A 19,332-nucleotide genomic window follows, 5' to 3' on the forward strand; every position below is an offset into this window, starting at 1 on the left:
ATACTTGGACCCTTGTTCGAAAAGGTCATCCGATGAGCGCAAACAGCGAATACGACTCTTCCCAGATCAAGGTGCTTCGTGGGCTGGATGCCGTGCGCAAGCGGCCCGGGATGTATATCGGCGATACCGATGACGGCACCGGCCTCCATCACATGGTCTTCGAGGTGGTGGACAACGCCGTCGACGAGGCGCTGGCCGGCCATTGCTCCGAGATCGAGGTCATTCTCCACGGCGATGATTCGGTGTCCGTCAAGGACAACGGACGCGGTGTGCCGGTGGATATCCACCCCGAGGAGGGCCGATCAGCCGCCGAGGTCATCATGACCGTGCTGCATGCCGGTGGTAAGTTCGACAACAACTCGTACAAGGTCTCCGGCGGGCTCCATGGTGTCGGCGTGTCAGTGGTCAATGCGCTGTCGGATCACCTGCGATTGGTGGTGAACAAGAACGGCAAGCTGTATATGCAGGAATACAGCGCCGGCGAGCCCGTGGCCCCGCTCAAGGTGGCCGGTGAAACCGAAGAGACCGGTACCCGGATCACCTTTCATCCCAGCCCGGAAGTCTTCACCAACATCGACTTCAATTACGACATCCTGGCGAAGCGTTTCCGTGAGCTCTCGTTCCTCAACCCCGGCGTGCGCATCGTCCTCAAGGACGAGCAGAGCGAGCGCGAAGACGCGTTTGAATACGCCGGTGGGATCCGCGCCTTTGTCGAGCACCTGAACAAGAACAAGACGCCACTGCACCCGTCGGTGTTCTTTCTGAGCACCTACCGCGACGACATCCTGGTGGAAGTGGCCATGCAGTGGAGCGACTCCTATCAGGAGGCGATCTTCTGCTTTACCAACAACATCCCGCAGAAGGATGGCGGCAGCCATATGGCCGGGTTCAGGGCGGCCCTGACCCGCACGCTCAACCAGTACATGGAAACCGAGGGCTTCAGTAAAAAGCTCAAGGTCACGCCCAGTGGTGATGATATCCGCGAGGGGCTGACCGCGGTGATCTCGGTGAAGGTGCCGGATCCCAAGTTCTCGTCCCAGACCAAGGAAAAACTGGTGTCCTCCGAGGTCAAGGGCGTCGTCGAGTCCAGTCTGTCCGAGGCGCTCCACGCCTTCCTCTACGAGAACCCCAATGACGCCCGCGCCATTGTCGAGAAGGTGATTGATGCCTCCCGGGCGCGCGACGCCGCCCGCAAGGCCCGCGAGATGACCCGCCGCAAGGGGGCGCTGGATGTAGCGGGCCTGCCGGGCAAGCTCGCCGACTGTCAGGAAAAGGATCCCGCGCAGTCCGAGCTCTACTTGGTGGAGGGTGACTCCGCCGGCGGCTCCGCCAAGCAGGGGCGCGACCGGCGGACCCAGGCGATCCTGCCCCTCAAGGGCAAGATCCTGAACGTCGAGAAGGCGCGTTTTGACAAGATGCTGTCCTCCGCCGAGGTGGGCACCCTCATCACGGCCCTGGGTTGCGGTATCGGTCGCGAGGAATTCGATCCCGAAAAGCTCCGCTACCACCGCATCATCATCATGACCGACGCCGACGTCGACGGCTCTCACATCCGCACGTTGCTGCTGACGTTTTTCTACCGGCAGATGTCGGCGCTGGTGGAGCGGGGCCACGTTTATATCGCTCAGCCGCCGCTCTACAAGGTCCGCCGCGGCAAGCAGGAGCACTACGTCAAGGACGAGCGTGAGCTCACCAACTACCTGCTGCAGCTGTCACTCTCCGGTGCCAGCCTGCTGCCGTCATCGGATGCACCGGTCATCGGTCCCGAAGCGCTGGAGCGGCTGATCCGCCAGTATCTGGATACCATGGAAATGATCGATCACCTGGGTCGGCGCTCGGATCCGGTGATTCTGCGCGCCATGGTCGACCGGCCGCCGCTCAACGAAGACAGCCTGCGCGATGGCGAGGCATTGCAGGGCTGGTTCGACGCACTGGGCGAGCAGATCAACCAGGGTCTGCCCACCGGCACTGAGTATCGGGTCAAGGTACAGACCGGACCGGACGGCGGTTTTCAGGATGCGGTCATCACCAAGCGCATGCATGGCATCCTCTATCCCTACTCATTCCCGGCGGCGTTCTTTCTGTCGCGGGAATATGAAAGCATCCGCCGTCTGGCCGAAGCACTGGAAACCCTGATCGGCGAGGGGGCGGAAATCCGTCGCGGTGAGCGCAGTGAGCCCGTCAGCGACTTCCGCCAGGCCGTCGAGTGGCTGATGGAGGAGGGCCGGCGCGGCCTGTCCGTGCAGCGCTACAAGGGGCTGGGTGAGATGAATCCCGACCAGCTCTGGGAAACCACCATGGACCCGGAGACCCGTCGCCTGCTGCAGGTGAGGATCGAGGATGTGGTGGGCGCCGATGACATCTTCACCACCCTGATGGGCGACCATGTTGAGCCCCGGCGGGCATTCATCGAGAAGAACGCCCTCCAGGTCAGCAATCTGGACGTCTAGACGCGCTCAGCCGCTGCATTGCCGACTCGATCCAGGCCTCCGCATCACGATTGACGGCCGCCGGCGTCCGCCCGGCGGTCGGGATGCGGGGGCCGATCTCCACCTGGATGATGCCGGGGTTCATCCGCCATCCCTTTCTCGGCCAGTGCTCGCCGGCATTGTGGGCGATGGGTGTCACATCGACGCCGGCCTGACACGCCAGCAGCGCGCCGCCCTGCTGATATCGGCCCCGCTCACCCGGCGCCACCCGTGTCCCTTCCGGAAAAATCACCACCCAGCGCCCCTGGCGGAGCTTTTCAGTGCCCTGACGCACGACCTGACGCAGTGACTCGCGGGTGGCACGCCGGTCGATGGCGATGGGATCAAGCCGTGCCAGCCCCCAGCCGAAGACCGGGATCCTGAGCAGTTCGCGCTTGAGCACCCAGCTCTGCGGGTAGAACCAGGGCAGCAGATTGAGGGTTTCCCAGGCGCTCTGGTGCTTGGCCATGATGACCCCCGGGGCGGTCGGTCGATTCTCCAGGCCATTGATTTCTATACGGATTCCGCCGATATAGCGGACCATCACCGCGACGATGGCGCACCAGCGGGTAATCCACCAGTAGCGCCAGCGCAGCGGCAGGGGAAAGCTTGGCAGGCTGATCAGCGCCCAGAGGATGACGGTGATCGTGAGGCCGATCCGGAAGAGGACGCCCCGGATGAGACTGCCTCGACCCACCGCGCCGCCGGCCGGCGCCGTCATTGGAGCAGCGCCTCCACCGCCGCGGCCAGATCGTCGTATACCGGCACCGCTGTCCCGGCATCGGCCTCCGTCCGGTGGCCGTTGCCCGTGCGCACCAGCCAGGCCGTCACCCCGGCCCGGCGTGCGGCGTCCAGATCGCGGCGGCTGTCCCCGATGAACAGCGCTTTATCGGGCGCGCAGTCGAGGGTCTCAAGGGCCTGATGGAGCAGCCCCGGCGCGGGTTTACGGCAGTCGCAGACGTCCGTCGGGCCGTGGGGGCAGACAAAGACCCCGGCGAGGCGGCCGCCGGCGGCCTCGATGGCCGCGGTCATGCGCCGGTGGATGGCGGCCAGGCCAGCGGCCGAGATCAGTCCCCGGGCGCGGGCCGATTGATTGGTGCAGACCGCCACCGGAATGCCCGCCCGGGTCAGCCGGGCGATGGCCGCCAGGCTGCCGGGAAGGGGTTCCCAGTCATCGACGCCGAGGATGTAGGCGTCGGAATCGTGGTTGATGACGCCGTCGCGGTCCAGCAGGACGCAGTGCGGGCGCACGGCTCAAGCCGACTCCGGCAGGGCCGAGACATCGGCGATCGCCAGGAACTGGTCCTGGAGCCGCTGCAGCAGGGCCAGACGGTTGGCCTGAATGGCCGGGTCGTCGCTCATCACCATGACCTGGTCAAAAAACCGGTCAACGGGCTCGCGCAGCTCCGCCAGCTGGGCCAGTGCCTCGCTGTAGGCGCCGCGCTGGATGAGGGCCTCCACCGCCGGGGCACGCGACTCCAGGGCGCTCTCCAATGCCTGCTCCGCGGGTTCATCCAGTCGTGTCTTGTCCACCGTCGCAGGGATGTCAGAGCCGGCCTTGCGCAGGATATTGCGGATCCGCTTGTTGGCCGCTGCCAGGCTGCCGGCCGCGGGCAGTCGGGCAAAGTCGTGACAGGCCCGCAGGCGGCGGTCGAAATCCAGCGGCGTCAGTGTTCCGGGGGCGCGTACCGAGCGCACCGCTTCGAACAGCTCGGCGCCGTAACCCGCCTCCTGGTAGACGCCGCGCAGCCGCTCGAGGCAGAACTCCACCAGCGGCTCGACCTGCTCGGCCGCGGCCAGCGCCGCTGGCTGCTGCGCCGCCGCGGCCTGAAAAAGCGCCGCCAGGTCGATGGCATGTTCGCCCTCAATGAGGCTGCGCAGCAGACCCACGGCAGCGCGCCGCAGCGCGAAGGGGTCCTTGGCGCCGGTGGGCGCCTTGCCGATGGCGAAGATACCCACCAGCGTGTCGGCGCGTTCCGCCACCGCCAGCAGCCGCCCCAGCGGTGAGGCGGCCACGGCATCGGCGGCAAAGCGCGGTTGATAGATCTCATCCAGCGCCGCCGCCACGGCTGCCGCCTCGCTGTCCTCGCGGGCGTAATAGCGCCCCATCACGCCCTGCAGCTCGGGGAATTCGTCGACCATTTCGGTCAGCAGATCGGCCTTGGCCAGCCGGGCGGCACGCTGGGCCTGATGGGCGTCGGTCTCGAAGCGCTCGGCGTACCGGGCCGCCAGCGCCGCCACCCGAGCGGACTTCTCCGCGATGCTGCCGAGCTGTTTCTGGAACACCACCTGTTCCAGGGCGGGCAGGCGCGATTCCAGCGACCGGGCCCGATCCTGGTCCCAGAAAAACGCCGCATCCGCGAGCCGCGGCCGGATCACCCGCTCATTGCCGGCGATGACCCGTGCCGGGTCGCGGCTGTCGATGTTGGCGACGGTGATGAACCGCGGCAGCAGATGACCGTCCGCGTCACGCACCGGGAAGTAGCGCTGGTGGCCCTGCATGCTCGAGATCAGCGCCTCGGGCGGGACCCGCAGGAAGGCCTCGTCGAAACTGCCCGACAGCACCACCGGCCATTCCACCAGGGCATTCACCTCATCGAGCAGTTCGGTGTCGATGACCGCATGGCCGCCGATTGCCTCGCCCTCGGCGCGGACACCCTCAAGAATGTGATCGCGCCGGTCGGTGCGATCGACCAGTACATGGGCGGCGCGCATGGCGGCGGTGTAGTCGCCGGCATCGGCCAGGCTCACCGGGCCGGGATGATGGAAGCGGTGGCCACGGCTGTCGCGGCCGCTGGCGACACCGAAGACTTCCGTCGGCACCACCGCCTGATCGAGCATCAACACCACCCAGTGCACCGGGCGCACGAACTCGCTGCTCTGATCCCCCCAGCGCATGCGCTTGGGAATGGGCAGCTGGGTGAGGGCATGGTCGATCAGCGCCGGCAGCAGCGCGTCGGTATCCCGCCCCGTTTCGGTGCCACGGTGGACCAGCCAGGCGCCTTCGTCGGTCTCAAGGGTCTCGAGCTGATCGACGTCCACCCCGCAGGATCGGGCGAACCCCTCCGCGGCGCGGGTGGGGGCCCCCGCTTCATCAAAGGCCACCGCCCGGGCCGGGCCGCGCCGCTCGAAGTCGCGATCGGGCTGACGCCGGGCCACCGCCTCGATCTGCACCGCCAGCCGTCGCGGTGCGCCCAGGGCGCGGACCTCACCGTGGCTGACCCCGGCCCGGTCCAGACCATCGGCCACTGCGGCGGCCAGGCGGTCACTCAGGGTATCGAGGGCGCCGGGCGGGAGCTCTTCCATGCCCAGCTCAAAAAGCAGCGTCGCCGTTGCCCCGCTCATGCCACGCTCCGATCCGACCCGTTGTCGCGGCATAGCGGAAAGCCGAGTGCCTCCCGCGAATCGTAATAGGCCTGGGCCGAGGCCCGGGCGAGGGTGCGCACGCGCAGGATGTAGCCCTGACGCTCGGTCACCGAAATGGCGTGGCGGGCGTCGAGCAGGTTGAAGGCATGCGAGGCCTTCATGGTCATTTCATAGGCCGGCAGCGCGAGACCTTGCTCCACCAGACGCAGCGCCTCGCGCTCGTGGGTGTCGAAGGCCTGGAAAAGGCTTTCGACATCGGCCTCCTCGAAGTTGTAGCGCGACTGCTCGCGCTCGTTCTGCAGGTAGACGTCGCCATAGGTCACCGGTCCGTCCACGCCCTCGCTCCAGACCAGATCGAAGACGCTCTCCACCTCCTGGAGGTACATGGCGATGCGCTCCAGCCCGTAGGTGATCTCGCCCATCACCGGCCGGCAGTCGAGGCCGCCGGCCTGCTGGAAGTAGGTGAACTGGGTGATCTCCATGCCGTTGAGCCACACCTCCCAGCCCAGGCCCCAGGCGCCCAGCGTGGGGGACTCCCAGTTGTCCTCGACAAAGCGGATGTCGTGCACCAGGGGGTCGAGGCCCAGCGCCTCGAGCGAGCCCAGATACTGCTCCTGGATATCCTTGGGTGAGGGCTTGAGCACCACCTGGAACTGGTAGTAGTGCTGCAGGCGGTTGGGGTTTTCGCCATAGCGGCCGTCGGTGGGCCGGCGGGAGGGCTGGACGTAGGCGGCGCGCCACGGCTCGGGGCCGATGGCCCGCAGGAAGGTCGCGGGGTGGAAGGTGCCCGCGCCCACCTCCATGTCGAGCGGCTGCATGAGGACGCAGCCCCGGTCGGCCCAGTACTTCTGCAGCGCGAGAATCAGCGCCTGAAACGTCATCGATGCTCTCCAGCAAAACGGCGAAAGCGGAAAGTATAGCCCGCCCGCGCCATCCCTGTCAGGCAGCCCGCCGGCGCCCAATGCACGGTATTGGTGCGTTTGCACCACCAAACGCGTTAAGGTGGTGCATGCACCCGGATGATGCCCGGAATCGGTCACGGCAGGGCCCGTTTTGGTGCACCTCGGCGGGTTGGCACGGAAAATGCTTATCCCCGTGGGACTTTTCAATGAACATGACTGGAGGCCGAACGATGGCTCACACCGCCGACGACGTTCTTGCGATGATCAAGGACAACGAGGTCCGCTTTGTGGATCTGCGTTTCACCGACCCCAAGGGCAAGCAGCAGCACGTGACGCTGCCGGCCCACGCCGTGGATGCCGATCTCTTCACCGAGGGGAAGATGTTCGACGGCTCGTCAATCGATGGCTGGAAGGGCATCAACGAGTCGGACATGATCCTCATGCCCGATGCCGATACCGCCATGCTCGACCCGTTCTTCGACGACATGACCCTGACGCTGGTCTGCCAGATCATCGAGCCCAACACCATGCAGGGCTATGGCCGGGATCCGCGCTCCATCGCCCAGCGCGCCGAGGCGTATCTGCAGTCCACCGGCATCGGTGATGTGGCCTACTTCGGGCCCGAGAACGAGTTCTTCGTGTTTGATGACGTGCGCTACGGCACCAACATGAGCGGCTCTTTCTACAAGATCGACTCCGAGGAAGCCGACTGGAACACCGAGAAGGTCTACCCCGACGGCAACATGGGCCATCGCCCGGGCGTAAAGGGCGGCTATTTTCCGGTCCCGCCGGTGGACAGCCTTCATGACATGCGCTCGGCCATGCTCGAGTGCCTGACCGAAGTGGGCATGACCACCGAGGTGCACCATCATGAGGTGGCCACCGCCGGGCAGTGCGAGATCGGTGTCGGCTTCAATACCCTGGTCAAAAAGGCCGACGAGGTGCAGACCCTCAAGTATGTGGTGCACAACGTGGCCGCGGCCTACGGGAAGACGGCGACGTTCATGCCCAAGCCGGTCGTGGGTGACAACGGCAGCGGCATGCACGTCCATCAATCCATCGGCAAGACCGGCGAGATGCTGTTTGCCGGTGATCAGTACGGCGGCCTGTCCGAGACGGCGCTCTACTACATCGGTGGTCTGATCAAGCACGCCAAGGCCATCAACGCCTTCGCCAACGCCTCGACCAACAGCTACAAGCGTCTGGTCCCCGGCTTTGAGGCGCCGGTGCTGCTGGCCTACTCGGCCCGCAACCGCTCGGCGTCGGTGCGCATCCCGTGGGTGGCCAATCCCAAGGCCCGGCGGATCGAGCTGCGCTTCCCGGACAGCACCGCCAACCCGTATCTGTGCTTTGCCGCGATGCTGATGGCCGGCCTTGACGGCATTCAGAACAAGATCCATCCCGGCGATGCCATGGACAAGGACCTCTACGATCTGCCGCCCGAGGAAGAGGCCGAGATCGACAAGGTCGCGTTCTCGCTGGAAGAGGCTTTGGACGCGCTCGACAAGGACCGTGAGTTCCTCAAGGTCGGCGGCGTGTTCACCGATGATTCCATCGACGGCTACATCGACCTCAAGCGCGAGGACGTGCAGCAGCTGCGGATGACGACGCACCCGATCGAGTTCGATCTCTACTACAGCGTCTGATCGGCGTCGATCGCGGAGACGGTCGCATGAAGACCCCCGCCTCCGCGGGGGTTTTTTCTTTAATGAGGTCGATGATGACGGATGCGATGCCAATCGATGCCCGTGAGATTCTCGATAATCTGACCCGGGCGGTGGTGGCGATCGATGATGAGCGCCGGATCGTGCGCATGAACGCCGCGGCCGAATCGCTTCTGCACGTCAGCAGCCGTCAGGCGCTGGGCGAACCGCTGATGCAGTTCCTGCCGGCGCTGCAGGTCCTGGACGAGGCCATCGAACAGGCCTTCTCCCAGGCGGCCAGCTACACCGAGCGCGAGATGCGGCTGACCCTGGGCCCGGACCGCACCATTACCGTCGACTGTGCGATCACTCCGCTGGAAACGGTCAATGTCCTGTTGCTGGAATTCGAACAGCTCGACCGGCACCTGCGGATTTCCCGCGAGAACCGGCTGATCGCCCAGAACCAGGCCATCCGCGAGCTGATCCGCGGCCTGGCCCATGAGATCAAGAACCCGCTGGGGGGCCTGCGCGGCGCCGCCCAGTTGCTTGAGTCCGAGCTCTCGGACGAGGATCAGCGGGAGTACACGCGCATCATCATCAGCGAGGCGGATCGCCTGCGCACCCTTGTGAATGGCCTGCTGGGTCCGGATTCGCGCATCGAGCATGCTCCCACCAACCTCCACGAGGTGCTCGAGCATGTGCGCAGCCTGGCCGTGGTGGAGGCGCCGGCCGGCGTCGAGATCCGGCGCGATTACGACCCCAGCATTCCCGTGACGCGGGCGGCCAGCGATCAGCTGATCCAGGCGCTGCTCAACCTTGTCCGCAACGCCCTGCAGGCGCTGGGCGAGACCGGCACGATCACGCTGCAGACCCGCACGCAGCGGCGCTTCACCATCGGCGACCGGCAGCATCGGCTGGTGGCGCGCATTGATGTCGTGGATGACGGACCGGGTATCACCCCGGCCATGCAGGATCAGATTTTCTACCCGATGGTGACCGGACGCGCCGAGGGCAGCGGCATCGGGCTGCCGATCGCCCAGAACCTGGTGAATCAGCACGGCGGGCTGATCGAGTGCACCAGCGAGCCGGGGCACACCGTTTTCACTGTCTGGTTACCCCTGGAGGACGCCTGATGGCTGACGCGATCAATGTATGGATCATCGATGACGACCGCTCCATCCGCTGGGTCCTGAAAAAGGCCCTCGAGCGGGACGGTATGCAGGCCGTGGATTTTGAGACCGGCGAGGCGGCGCTCGCCGCCCTCGAGTCGGATCCGCCGGATGTGCTGATCACCGACATCCGCATGCCCCGCCTGGATGGGCTGGCGCTGATGAAACGGGTGCATGGCGTGGATCCCGAGCTGCCGGTGATCGTGATGACCGCGCACTCCGATCTGGATGCCGCGGTGTCGGCTTACGAGGGCGGGGCGTTCGAATACCTGCCGAAGCCCTTCGATGTCGAGGAGGCCATCGACCTGGTGCGGCGTGCCGCCGCCGCGGTGCGCAGCAGTGCACCGGCGGACGAACCGGGCGGGCGGATGCCCGAGATCATCGGCGAGGCCCCGGCCATGCAGGAGGTGTTCCGGGCCATCGGGCGGCTGTCACGCTCCAACATCACGGTGCTGATCAACGGCGAGTCGGGGACCGGCAAGGAGCTGGTGGCCGGCTCGCTGCACCGCCACAGCCCGCGGGCCGACAAGCCGTTCATTGCCCTGAACATGGCCGCCATCCCCCGCGATCTGATGGAGTCGGAACTGTTCGGCCACGAAAAGGGCGCGTTCACCGGCGCCCATCAGGTCCGCCGCGGGCGTTTCGAGCAGGCCAACGGCGGGACGCTGTTTCTCGACGAGATCGGCGACATGCCCGCCGAACTCCAGACCCGGCTGCTGCGCGTGCTCGCCGACGGCGAGTTCTACCGCGTCGGTGCGCATACGCCCATGCAGGTGGACGTGCGCATCATCGCCGCTACCCACCAGAACCTGGATGAGCTGGTCGCGGACGGCCGTTTTCGCGAGGACCTGTTCCATCGGCTCAACGTCATCCGCATCCACTGCCCGGCACTGCGCGAGCGTCAGGCGGATATCCCCGGCCTGGCGGATCACTTCCTGCGCCGCGCGGCGCGCGAGCTCAACGTTGAGCCCAAACAGCTGACCCCCGAGGTGGAGCGCCGGCTGCAGGCCCTGCCCTGGCCCGGCAACGTCCGCGAGCTGGAGAACACCTGCCGCTGGCTCACGGTCATGGCCAGCGGCCGCCGGGTGGAGATGGAGGACCTGCCCCCGGAGCTTGCCGGTGTGGATGACCCGGCGCCGGCCAATGGCCCCGCCGACTGGGAAAGCGCGCTGGCGCGCTGGGCGGATCAGCAGGCGGCCGGGCAGGATGATGGCGCGTTGGCCGCCGCCCATGGCCGCCTCGAGCGGGTGCTGATCGAGGCCGCCCTGCGTCGCACCGGCGGGCGTCGCCAGGATGCCGCCCGGCTGCTGGGCTGGGGGCGCAATACCCTGACGCGCAAGATCCGGGATCTGCAGATGCGGGTATAATCCCGCGCATGCTGCCCCATGTCGTATTGCACAGCCCCGAGATCCCGCCCAACGCCGGCAATGTCATCCGGCTCTGCGCCAACAGTGGCGCCCGTCTGCATCTGATCCGGCCGCTGGGGTTCGTGCTCGACGACCGGCGCATGCGCCGGGCGGGACTGGATTACCATGAATTCGCTCGTCTGCAGGTGCACGCCGACTATGCGGCGTTTCTCGCCGCCGTGGCGCCGGCGCGGGTCTGGGCGCTGACCACGGGTGGGCGGGTGCGTTTTGATCGACCGGATTACCGCCCCGATGATGCGCTGCTGTTTGGCAGTGAGACCGCGGGCCTGCCGGAGGCGGTGATGGCGCGCATTCCGCCTGAGCAGCGGCTGCGCCTGCCGATGCAGCCCGGCAACCGTAGCCTCAATCTGTCCAACAGCGTGGCGGTCACGGTTTATGAGGCGTGGCGACAGCAGGACTTTGCCGGCAGCGTCGCGATCGACTGATTCAGGTCCCGAGGTCGTCGAACTCCGGGCCGGGGCGCCGGGCCATCAGCGCCGTCGCCGCATCGATGGGGGTGCAGGTGCCCCCGACCACCGACTCGACGGCACTGCAGATGGGCAGCTCCACGCCCAGCCGTTGCGCCATCCCGCCCACTTCGACGGCGGTGCGCACGCCCTCGACCACTTCGCCGATGCGCGCGGTGGCGGTGTCAATGGACTCCCCCCGCCCCAGCGCCAGGCCCATCCGGCGGTTGCGCGACTGATCATCGGTACAGGTCAGCATCAGGTCGCCCAGGCCGGCGAGCCCGGTGAGGGTGCGGTCATCCGCGCCCAGCGCCGCCCCCAGCCGGCGCACTTCAGCGAGTCCCCGGGTCACCAGCCCGCTGCGGGCATTGGCGCCAAAACCCAGGCCGTCGGCAATGCCGGTGGCAATGGCGAGGATATTCTTGACCGCGCCGCCCAGCCCCACACCGATGCGGTCATCGCTGCGATAGACGCGGAAACGCGGGTCATGGAAGTCGTCGCAGAGGCGCTCGGTAACGGCCCGGTCGCGGCCGGCCAGGACCACGGCGGTAGGCAGGCCGGCGGCCACCTCGCCGGCAAAGCTCGGCCCGGACAGTGCGGCCAGCGGCCGGTCCGGTAGGGCGGCGGCCGCCACGTCGTGGAGCAGTCCGCCATTGGCGTTGTCGAGACCCTTGGTGGCCCACATGACCGGGATCCCGGTAGCGATGACCGGCGCGAGGGTCTGGACCGTGGCGGCAAAGGCATGACTGGGCACGGCGATCAGCACCGTGTCGGCGCCGTCCACCGCAGCGCTCAGACTGACGGTCGGCCGGATGGCCGCCGGCAGCGGATGGTCGCCCAGATGGCGCGGGTTGCGCCGGGTGTCCGCCATGGCCCGCACGGTGGCCGGATCATGCGCCCAGAGGCGGACCGCATGGCCGTTACGCGCCAGCACGAGGGCCAGCGCCGTGCCCCACGAGCCGGCGCCCAGCACCGCGTAATCCGCCACCGCGCTACTCCGGGGTGCCGGCTTCCTCGCCGCCGGTCTGCGCCTGGGCGTTGGCGTTCTGCTGGCGCTGGCGGGCGTAGAGCGCGTCGAAGTTGACCGGTGACAGGGTCATGGGCGGAAATCCGGCCTTACCGGTCAGATCGCTCACCGCTTCGCGGGCGTAGGCGAACAGCACCCCCGGGCAGTATGCCCCGAGCAGCTGGTCGGTGGCGTTGTCCTCGAAGCCGGTGACGGTAAACAGCCCCGCCTGGTGCACCTCGCAGAGATAGGCGGTCTTATCCTCGACCGTGGCGGTCACGGTGACCGTCAGGACCACCTCGTGCAGGCCCTCGCCGACGGAATTGCGACGCGTATTGAGCTCGACCCGCGCCTCGGGCTTCCAGGACTGGGTAAAGACCTCGGGGGCGCCGGGGGTCTCCAGCGAGCCGTCCTTGAGATAGATCTTCTGGATGGTGAACTGCTGCGGGTTGGCATTTTCGCTGGCGGCTTGGCCGTTGCCCGCGCCGGCGTTGTCTGTCTCGGCCATGGTATCTCCTGGGTCCTGATCGATGGTGAGTGGGTGGCTCAGCCGCGCCCCTCGGTGGGCAGGCTCGCCTCGCGCCAGGCATTGATCCCGCCGCGCAGCTGCCGGACGTCCGACCAGCCCTGGCCCTCGAGGGCCTGGATGGCCTTGAGGGTGCGCTGCCCGTTGTCGCAGTACACCACCAGCGTACGCTGCTTGAAGCGCTTGAGCCGGTCCTGGCGCTGATCGATGTAGGCCATGGGTATATTCACGGCCCCGGGCAGATGGCTGGCCTGAAAGGCGTTCTCGTTGCGGACGTCGATGAACACCGCCGCGTCCTGGTTGTAGAGCCGCGTCGCGTCGGTGGCATCGATGGCCTGACGGCTGCGCCGGTAGTTCAGATACTCGTTGGCCACCAGGGCGGCCAGCACCGCGAGCAGCGATGCGATGAGCAGCGGATGATTGGTGCTGAATTCTATGACTCTATCCATGACCCGGCGCTGTTAGGATGCGTATTGAGCCGAATAGTATACCAGCCGAGACGCCACGCCGATGAACCGATGCCTTTTGATCGCCTGTCTGGTGCTGCCAATCGCTGCGGCGAGCGGGCAGACCGATGAACTGGCGTCGCGCGAGGCGCGGCTGGAGACGCTGCGCGAGCAGATCGGCGCCCTGCAGGACCGGCTGGCGGAGGACCGCCAGCGCGCCGGCGGTCTGGAGGCCGAACTGGGTCGCCTGGAGCGGCGCATCGGTGAAACCCGCACGACCCTGCGCGATCTCGAGGCGGGTATCCAGCGCCGCCGTGAGCGGATTCGCGAACTGGAAGCCGATATTGCGCGTCGCGCCGAGCGGACCACGGCGCATCGCCAGCAGCTCGCCGAGAGCCTGCGCGCCACCTATCGCCAGGGCCGCACGCCCGCCCTGCGGCTGTTGTTGAACGCTGGCGAACCGGCCCGCCTGCAGCGGCTGCTGGTGTATCAGGCGCGCCTTGCCGGTGCCCGGACCGAGGCGGTGCAGGCCGCGGAATCGGCGATCCGTGAACTGCGTGATCAGCGCGCCGAGCGCGCGGATGCCCTGGCGGCCCAACAGGCCGACCGCGCCCGCCGCCAGGAGCGACTTGAGGCGCTGCAGGCCAAGCTCGACGAGCGCGATGCCCTGCTGGCATCGACCCGCGAACGGATCCGCGAGCAGGACGAGCAGCTGGCCCACCGCCGCGACGAGGCCGAATCCCTCAACCAGCTGATCGAGGATCTGCGCGAGCGACTCGCCGCCGCCGGGCCGGGCGCGGATGCCACGGTGGACATCGCCGAGGGGGGCCTGGTCTGGCCCCATCAGGGGCCGCTGCTGGCGCGCTACGGCAGCCAGCGCGCGGCGGATCTGGACTGGACCGGCCTGCTGATCGGCGGCGCGGCGGGTGATCCGGTGAATCCGGTGGCGGCCGGGCAGGTGGTGTTCGCCGATTGGTTGCGCGGGCTCGGATTGCTGCTCATCATTGACCATGGCAACGGGTATCTGAGTCTCTACGGACGCAACCAGGCGCTCTATGCCAACGTGGGTGACCGGGTGACAACACGCGACGTGATCGCCACCGTCGGCCGCAGTGGTGGACGGGCCGAGACGGCGCTTTATTTCGAATTGCGCGCGGCGGGCAAGCCGGTGGATCCGATGAGCTGGCTCCAGTCGCGCGACGACGACGATTGAGGATCAAATGATGCGCCTATCCGGACTGCTGCAGGGCCTGACGGCCGGGGTGCTGGTCGCCCTGCTGATCGCCAACGTCCAGACCGTCACCGCGCAGTCGTCGGCCGCGTCCGATGATGAGCTGCCGCTTGCCGAAATCCAGCGCTTCACCGAGGTCTACGAACGCATCCAGCGCGACTATGTCGAGTCGGTGGATGACGAGCGGCTGATCCGCAATGCCATCCGCGGCATGCTCTCGGGGTTGGATCCGCATTCAGCGTACCTGGACCGCGACGCCTATCAGCGCCTCCAGGAAGGCACCCGCGGCGAGTTCGGTGGCCTGGGCATCGAGGTGGGCAGCGAGGATGGCCTGATCAAGGTGATCGCCCCCATCGACGGGACGCCGGCGGACGCCGCGGACATCCGCCCGGGTGACCTGATCATGCGGGTCAATGGCGAATCGGTGAAAGGCCTGGGGCTTCAGGCGGCGGTGGAGCGCATGCGCGGCGAGCCCGGCAGCGAGGTGACGCTGGGGATTCTGCGCGATGATGCCGAGACCACCATCGAGGTCACCCTCGAGCGCGCCGTCATCCAGGTCGACAGTGTCCGCGCCCGGGTGCTCGAGTCGAGTTTCGGCTATCTGCGCGTCAGCCAGTTCCAGTCACGCACCGGCGAGGATGTGCTCGAGGCCATCGACGGGCTGCGTGACCAGGCCGGCCCCCTCGATGGACTGGTGCTCGATCTGCGCAATAACCCCGGCGGTGTGCTCGATGCCGCGGTGGCGGTGAGCGACGCGTTCCTCAGCCAGGGCGAGATCGTCTCGACCAGTGGCCGGGTGGCGCGGTCCCGGGATGCCTTCACGGCGACCCCCAATGACGCCCTCAATGGCGCGCCGATGGTCGTGCTGGTGAATGCCGGCTCGGCCTCCGCGGCCGAGATCGTCGCCGGCGCGCTGCAGGACCATCAGCGCGCGGTCATCATGGGCGAGGCCACCTTTGGCAAGGGCTCGGTCCAGACCATCCTGCCGCTGCGCGATGGCGCGGCGGTCAAGCTGACCACGGCCCGCTACTACACACCGGGTGGCCGTTCGATCCAGGCCGAGGGTATCCAGCCCGACGTCGAGGTGGCCAACCTCCAAGTGCGCGACGCTGAAGCCCCCGGCGGTACGCTGCGTGAGTCGGACCTGCCACGTCACCTGCTCGGCGATGGCGGCGGAGACGCCGGCGACGCGGAGGAGCCGCCGGAGTCGGCGCTGGCCACCCGCGACTATGCCCTGGCCGAGGCGCTCAATCTGCTCAAGGGACTGACCATCCTCGGTGACTAGTCCCGCGGCCAGGCCGCGACCCAGATCACCACGCCAAGGCTGCCGATCACCCAGGTGATCAGTGGCGCCTCACCCAGCATGGTGGGGCTGCGCCCATCCAGACCGGCAACGATGAATGCCGAAACCACCAGCGCGCCGCCCACCCCGGTGGCAAAGCCGCGCCGGCCACTGTGGCGGATTTCCTGGCGCAGGGCCGTCAGCTGGTGCTGCTGCTCGACGATCTGCTCGCGGGTGCGGGTGACCTCGCCCAGCGCTTCGTCCACCCGCCGCGGCAGCGTCGGCAGGGTCTCGGCCAGGTGGGGGAGCTCCTGGCGGGCCTTTTTCAGGAACGCCGCCGGGCCGACCTGCTCGCGCATCCAGCGCTCGAGATAGGGCTTGCCGGTGTCCCACAGGTCCAGCTCGGGGTAGAGCTGGCGGCCCAGTCCTTCGATGGCCAGCAGCGTTTTCTGCAGCAGCACCAGCTGGGGCTGGATTTCCATATCGAACCGGCGCCCGGTCTGGAACAGCCGCATGAGCAGTGCGCCCAGCGAGATCTCGCCCAGCGGCCGCTCGAAGATGGGTTCGCAGACCGTGCGCATGGCACTCTCGAAGGCATCGATCCGGGTGTCCGCCGGGACCCAGCCGGATTCGACATGCAGCTCGGCCACGCGCCGGTAATCGCGATTGAAAAAGGCCATGAAGTTGTCGGCCAGATAGCGGTGATCCACCGGGTTGAGCGAGCCCATGATGCCGAAGTCCACGGCCACATAACGGGGATTGGCGGGGTCGCGCACGTCGACGAAGACATTGCCCGGGTGCATGTCGGCGTGGAAGAAGCTGTCCCGGAACACCTGGGTGAAGAAGATTTCGGTGCCGCGCTCGGCCAGCGCCTTCATGTCGACGCCGGCGCGGTGCAGACCCTCGATATCGCTGATCTGCACGCCGTGGATGCGCTCCATGACCATCACCCGGCGATGGGTGCCCGACCAGTGCACCTCGGGTACGTAGAGCAGGTCCGAGTCGCGGAAGTTGCGCTTGAGCTGGGTGGCGTTGGCCGCCTCGCGCATCAGGTCGAGCTCGTCGTGCAGGGTGGTGTCGAACTCGCGGATCACCTCCACCGGGCGCAGGCGGAAGCCCTCGGCCCAGTAGCGCTGGGCGAGTCGGGCAAACAGGTAGAGCACGCCCAGATCGCGGCCGATGGCCTGCTCGATGCCCGGGCGCACGACCTTGACCACCACATCCTCGCCGCCATGCAGACGGGCGGCATGGACCTGGGCGATGGAGGCCGAGGCCATGGGTTCGGTGTCGAAATGCGCGAACCAGGCATCCACCGGCTGCTGGTATTCGTCCTCGATGATCGCCCGCGCGGTCTCGCCGGGAAACGGCGGGACGCGGTCCTGCAGGCGGGCCAGCTCGGCGGCGATGTCCGGCGGCAGGAGGTCGCGCCGGGTGGAGATGATCTGGCCGAACTTGACGAAGATCGGGCCCAGTTCCTCCAGCGCCAGGCGGATGCGCTCACCCCGCGGCCGCTGGCGGCGGGTGAACCAGGTCCAGGGCATGAAGACCCGCAGGAAGCGGAACGGCCGGAACCAGCGGGTGGCGAACAGGACCTCATCGAGGCCGTGGCGCAGCAGGACGATGTTGATCTGCGCGAGGCGCAGCAGCAGGCGGATACGACGCGTCATTGCCGGCCTCCGCGGCGTTCGAGCCGCCGCAGCCGGGCCTCGAGCCGGTCCACGCCTTCGCGGATCCGGTCGACATCGTCGAGAAAGTGCCGGGTCTCGGCGGCGGTGGGCAGCCAGCGGCGCTCTTCGGTGGCAAGCTCGACGGCGTTGCGCAGCAGGGTGTCGGCAGTGTCGCGACCCCAGCGGCTGCCCTCGCGCAGGCCGGTGGCCATGCGGGCGGCGCCGGCCTCGCCCACCAGGCGTGCCAGCTGCGCTTCGAGGTCCACATCAAGCTCGCTGAACAGGGTGCGGACCTCCTGGATGGTGCCGATATCGCCACGGAAGGAGACCTCGCGACTGCGCTGTCCACGCGACAGGACCAGCCCGGTGAGTCCGGCCAGCGAGGCCTCCAGCACCACGTCGCAGTCGTTCATGTCGGTGGCATCGCTGATCAGCGTCACACCGGTGTCACTGAAGGTGACCCGCAGGGCCACCGCCGGATCGGTGAGGCGCAGCCCCATTTCGCGGCCGTCCAGTGGCGCCAGCCGTGCCGGCGTGCCGGGGTCGAGGGCGAGGATGCGGTTGATGCCCGTCTCCAGCGGGCCCAGCGGCAGCCACTCAGTAGACATGGCCGTGGTGGAGCGCGACCACCCCTCCGCTCAGGTTGATGTAATCGACATCCTCGAAGCCGGCGGCCTCCATCATCATCTTCAGCGTCTCCTGGTCGGGATGCTGGCGGATCGACTCGGCCAGGTAGCGATAGCTGTCGGCATCCTGCGCCACCAGACGGCCCATGAGCGGCAGCATGCGGAACGAGTAGAGGTCGTAGACCGGCTGCAGCGGGGTCAGATAGAGCGACGAGAACTCGAGGATGACCACCTGCCCGCCGGGTCGCAGGGCCTCGCGCATGGCCTGCAGGGCCTCGGGGATGCGGGTGACATTGCGCAGGCCGAAACCGATGCTGATGCGATCGAACTGGCGCGGCCGGAACGGCAGCTGCTCGGCGTTGGCGAGCACGTACTCGAGGTTGCCGGTGACGCCCTCGTCGAGCAGGCGGTCGCGGCCGGTTTCGAGCATGGCGGCATTGATGTCCGAGACGATCACCTCACCCTCGGGCCCCACCTGATCGGCAAGCCCCCGGGCAAGATCGCCGGTGCCGGCGGCCAGGTCCAGCACCCGCTGGCCCGGCCGGGCGTTGATCAGCCGCAGGGCCTGGCGCTTCCAGAGCCGATGCAGGCCCGCCGACATCAGATCGTTCATGACGTCGTAGCGGCTGGCCACCGAGCTGAACACCTCGCCCACGCGCCGGGCCTTTTCCGCCACCGGCACGCGCTGGTAGCCGAAGTGGGTTTCATCGTGTCGATCCGGATCGGAGCCTGTCATGCGCTGTCTCCCGCGTCCCGCTGATAACCGGCGGCCGCCAGTGAATCGAGATAGTCCTGCCAGTAGTCGTCGGCGTTTTCGCCCAGATCATAGAGCAGGTCCCAGGAATAGAGCCCGGTGTTGTGGCCGTCATCGAAGTGGAGGCGCAGGGCGTACTGGCCGACGGGCTCGATGCGCTCGATGCCCACCGCTTCCTTGCCCACTTGCAGGATCGCCTGCCCGGGGCCATGACCGCGCACCTCCGCGGATGGCGAGTGGACCCGCAGATACTCCGCGCTCAGATCGAAGTGGCGGCCATCATCAAAGCTCACCGCCAGGGTGCGGGACTGACGGTGCAGATGGATCTGCGTGGGCACACGGCCGGTATTGCGGCGCTCGGGGCGTTTCATGG

General features: G+C 67.4%; 18 protein-coding genes. 7 read left to right on the plus strand and 11 right to left on the minus strand.

The annotated features are described in order from the left end of the window. Window positions 1–32 precede the first annotated feature (32 nt). A complete protein-coding gene (gene gyrB / locus BBH56_RS08690) occupies window positions 33–2,450 on the plus strand; it encodes a DNA topoisomerase (ATP-hydrolyzing) subunit B (RefSeq protein WP_069133829.1) in 2,418 nt (805 codons plus the stop codon). Here gyrB and BBH56_RS08695 read toward each other — a convergent pair. The 4 genes from BBH56_RS08695 to glyQ are packed head-to-tail and all read right to left on the minus strand — an operon-like array spanning window position 2,431 to window position 6,715. Beyond that, window positions 2,431–3,189, minus strand: coding sequence for a lysophospholipid acyltransferase family protein (locus BBH56_RS08695; protein WP_148122583.1), 759 nt, complete (start codon window positions 3,187–3,189; stop codon window positions 2,431–2,433). The two genes, gyrB and BBH56_RS08695, sit on opposite strands and share 20 nt — an antisense overlap. Continuing rightward, window positions 3,186–3,719, minus strand: coding sequence for a D-glycero-beta-D-manno-heptose 1,7-bisphosphate 7-phosphatase (gmhB, locus tag BBH56_RS08700; protein WP_148122584.1), 534 nt, complete (start codon window positions 3,717–3,719; stop codon window positions 3,186–3,188). Before gmhB ends, BBH56_RS08695 begins: the two co-directional genes overlap by 4 nt. 3 nt (window positions 3,720–3,722) lie before the next feature. Next, entirely contained in the window at window positions 3,723–5,813 is a 2,091-nt protein-coding gene (gene glyS, locus BBH56_RS08705) for a glycine--tRNA ligase subunit beta (RefSeq protein WP_148122585.1), read from the minus strand. Next, complete coding sequence (glyQ, locus tag BBH56_RS08710; protein ID WP_148122586.1) at window positions 5,810–6,715, minus strand: glycine--tRNA ligase subunit alpha; 906 nt, start codon at window positions 6,713–6,715, stop codon at window positions 5,810–5,812. The genes glyS and glyQ overlap by 4 nt, the downstream gene beginning before the upstream one ends. A 251-nt stretch (window positions 6,716–6,966) precedes the next feature. Between glyQ and glnA the strand changes: the two genes are divergently transcribed. From glnA to BBH56_RS08730, 4 genes are all read left to right on the plus strand, one after another. Beyond that, the gene (glnA, locus tag BBH56_RS08715) at window positions 6,967–8,382 is read left to right on the plus strand and encodes a glutamate--ammonia ligase (RefSeq protein WP_069133834.1); all 1,416 of its coding nucleotides are present in this window, start codon (window positions 6,967–6,969) and stop codon (window positions 8,380–8,382) included. A 71-nt stretch (window positions 8,383–8,453) separates the two neighbouring features. Next, window positions 8,454–9,512, plus strand: a complete 1,059-nt coding sequence (gene glnL, locus BBH56_RS08720) for a nitrogen regulation protein NR(II) (protein ID WP_281283373.1) — start codon at window positions 8,454–8,456, stop codon at window positions 9,510–9,512. Beyond that, window positions 9,512–10,915 (plus strand): nitrogen regulation protein NR(I), encoded by a 1,404-nt coding sequence (gene ntrC / locus BBH56_RS08725; RefSeq protein WP_148122587.1) that lies wholly within the window; start codon window positions 9,512–9,514, stop codon window positions 10,913–10,915. Before glnL ends, ntrC begins: the two co-directional genes overlap by 1 nt. 11 nt (window positions 10,916–10,926) lie before the next feature. Then, window positions 10,927–11,400, plus strand: coding sequence for a tRNA (cytidine(34)-2'-O)-methyltransferase (locus tag BBH56_RS08730; protein WP_198515290.1), 474 nt, complete (start codon window positions 10,927–10,929; stop codon window positions 11,398–11,400). A 1-nt stretch (window position 11,401) separates the two neighbouring features. On the opposite strand, the gene BBH56_RS08735 is transcribed toward BBH56_RS08730, so the two are convergent. From BBH56_RS08735 to BBH56_RS08745, 3 genes are read right to left on the minus strand one after another with little or no spacing between them, the layout of a single operon-like run. Continuing rightward, the gene (locus tag BBH56_RS08735; RefSeq protein ID WP_148122588.1) at window positions 11,402–12,409 is read right to left on the minus strand and encodes an NAD(P)H-dependent glycerol-3-phosphate dehydrogenase; all 1,008 of its coding nucleotides are present in this window, start codon (window positions 12,407–12,409) and stop codon (window positions 11,402–11,404) included. 4 nt (window positions 12,410–12,413) lie between these two features. After that, window positions 12,414–12,935 (minus strand): protein-export chaperone SecB, encoded by a 522-nt coding sequence (gene secB, locus BBH56_RS08740; protein ID WP_083217660.1) that lies wholly within the window; start codon window positions 12,933–12,935, stop codon window positions 12,414–12,416. Between the two features lie 38 nt (window positions 12,936–12,973). Beyond that, window positions 12,974–13,402 carry a rhodanese-like domain-containing protein gene (locus tag BBH56_RS08745; protein WP_069133839.1) on the minus strand — a complete coding sequence of 143 codons (429 nt, stop codon included), beginning with the start codon at window positions 13,400–13,402 and terminating at the stop codon, window positions 12,974–12,976. 805 nt (window positions 13,403–14,207) lie between these two features. On the opposite strand from BBH56_RS08745, the gene BBH56_RS09720 reads away from it, so the two are divergent. Together BBH56_RS09720 and BBH56_RS08755 are read left to right on the plus strand one after the other, a co-directional pair. Further along, complete coding sequence (locus tag BBH56_RS09720; protein WP_450097529.1) at window positions 14,208–14,612, plus strand: murein hydrolase activator EnvC family protein; 405 nt, start codon at window positions 14,208–14,210, stop codon at window positions 14,610–14,612. A 10-nt stretch (window positions 14,613–14,622) separates the two neighbouring features. Continuing rightward, entirely contained in the window at window positions 14,623–15,915 is a 1,293-nt protein-coding gene (locus BBH56_RS08755; protein ID WP_148122787.1) for a S41 family peptidase, read from the plus strand. Here BBH56_RS08755 and ubiB read toward each other — a convergent pair. From ubiB to BBH56_RS08775, 4 genes are read right to left on the minus strand one after another with little or no spacing between them, the layout of a single operon-like run. Next, entirely contained in the window at window positions 15,912–17,579 is a 1,668-nt protein-coding gene (gene ubiB / locus BBH56_RS08760) for a ubiquinone biosynthesis regulatory protein kinase UbiB (protein ID WP_148122590.1), read from the minus strand. The two genes, BBH56_RS08755 and ubiB, sit on opposite strands and share 4 nt — an antisense overlap. Further along, complete coding sequence (locus tag BBH56_RS08765) at window positions 17,576–18,187, minus strand: ubiquinone biosynthesis accessory factor UbiJ (protein WP_148122591.1); 612 nt, start codon at window positions 18,185–18,187, stop codon at window positions 17,576–17,578. Before BBH56_RS08765 ends, ubiB begins: the two co-directional genes overlap by 4 nt. After that, window positions 18,177–18,941, minus strand: coding sequence for a class I SAM-dependent methyltransferase (locus BBH56_RS08770; RefSeq protein ID WP_069133844.1), 765 nt, complete (start codon window positions 18,939–18,941; stop codon window positions 18,177–18,179). The genes BBH56_RS08765 and BBH56_RS08770 overlap by 11 nt, the downstream gene beginning before the upstream one ends. Continuing rightward, a complete protein-coding gene (locus tag BBH56_RS08775) occupies window positions 18,938–19,330 on the minus strand; it encodes a gamma-butyrobetaine hydroxylase-like domain-containing protein (RefSeq protein ID WP_144346882.1) in 393 nt (130 codons plus the stop codon). The genes BBH56_RS08770 and BBH56_RS08775 overlap by 4 nt, the downstream gene beginning before the upstream one ends. Window positions 19,331–19,332: the final 2 nt, after the last annotated feature.

Source organism: Spiribacter roseus (assembly GCF_002813635.1).
In the GTDB taxonomy this organism is placed as follows: Bacteria; Pseudomonadota; Gammaproteobacteria; order Nitrococcales; family Nitrococcaceae; genus Spiribacter; species Spiribacter roseus.

Coding starts and splice junctions, on each gene's coding strand:
- gyrB (WP_069133829.1), top strand. CDS start 33: ATGAGCGCAAACAGCGAATACGACTCTTCCCAGATCAAGGTGCTTCGT.
- BBH56_RS08695 (WP_148122583.1), bottom strand. CDS start 3,189: ATGACGGCGCCGGCCGGCGGCGCGGTGGGTCGAGGCAGTCTCATCCGG.
- glyS (WP_148122585.1), bottom strand. CDS start 5,813: ATGAGCGGGGCAACGGCGACGCTGCTTTTTGAGCTGGGCATGGAAGAG.
- glyQ (WP_148122586.1), bottom strand. CDS start 6,715: ATGACGTTTCAGGCGCTGATTCTCGCGCTGCAGAAGTACTGGGCCGAC.
- glnA (WP_069133834.1), top strand. CDS start 6,967: ATGGCTCACACCGCCGACGACGTTCTTGCGATGATCAAGGACAACGAG.
- glnL (WP_281283373.1), top strand. CDS start 8,454: ATGATGACGGATGCGATGCCAATCGATGCCCGTGAGATTCTCGATAAT.
- ntrC (WP_148122587.1), top strand. CDS start 9,512: ATGGCTGACGCGATCAATGTATGGATCATCGATGACGACCGCTCCATC.
- secB (WP_083217660.1), bottom strand. CDS start 12,935: ATGGCCGAGACAGACAACGCCGGCGCGGGCAACGGCCAAGCCGCCAGC.
- BBH56_RS08745 (WP_069133839.1), bottom strand. CDS start 13,402: ATGGATAGAGTCATAGAATTCAGCACCAATCATCCGCTGCTCATCGCA.
- BBH56_RS08755 (WP_148122787.1), top strand. CDS start 14,623: ATGCGCCTATCCGGACTGCTGCAGGGCCTGACGGCCGGGGTGCTGGTC.
- ubiB (WP_148122590.1), bottom strand. CDS start 17,579: ATGACGCGTCGTATCCGCCTGCTGCTGCGCCTCGCGCAGATCAACATC.
- BBH56_RS08765 (WP_148122591.1), bottom strand. CDS start 18,187: ATGTCTACTGAGTGGCTGCCGCTGGGCCCGCTGGAGACGGGCATCAAC.
- BBH56_RS08770 (WP_069133844.1), bottom strand. CDS start 18,941: ATGACAGGCTCCGATCCGGATCGACACGATGAAACCCACTTCGGCTAC.
- BBH56_RS08775 (WP_144346882.1), bottom strand. CDS start 19,330: ATGAAACGCCCCGAGCGCCGCAATACCGGCCGTGTGCCCACGCAGATC.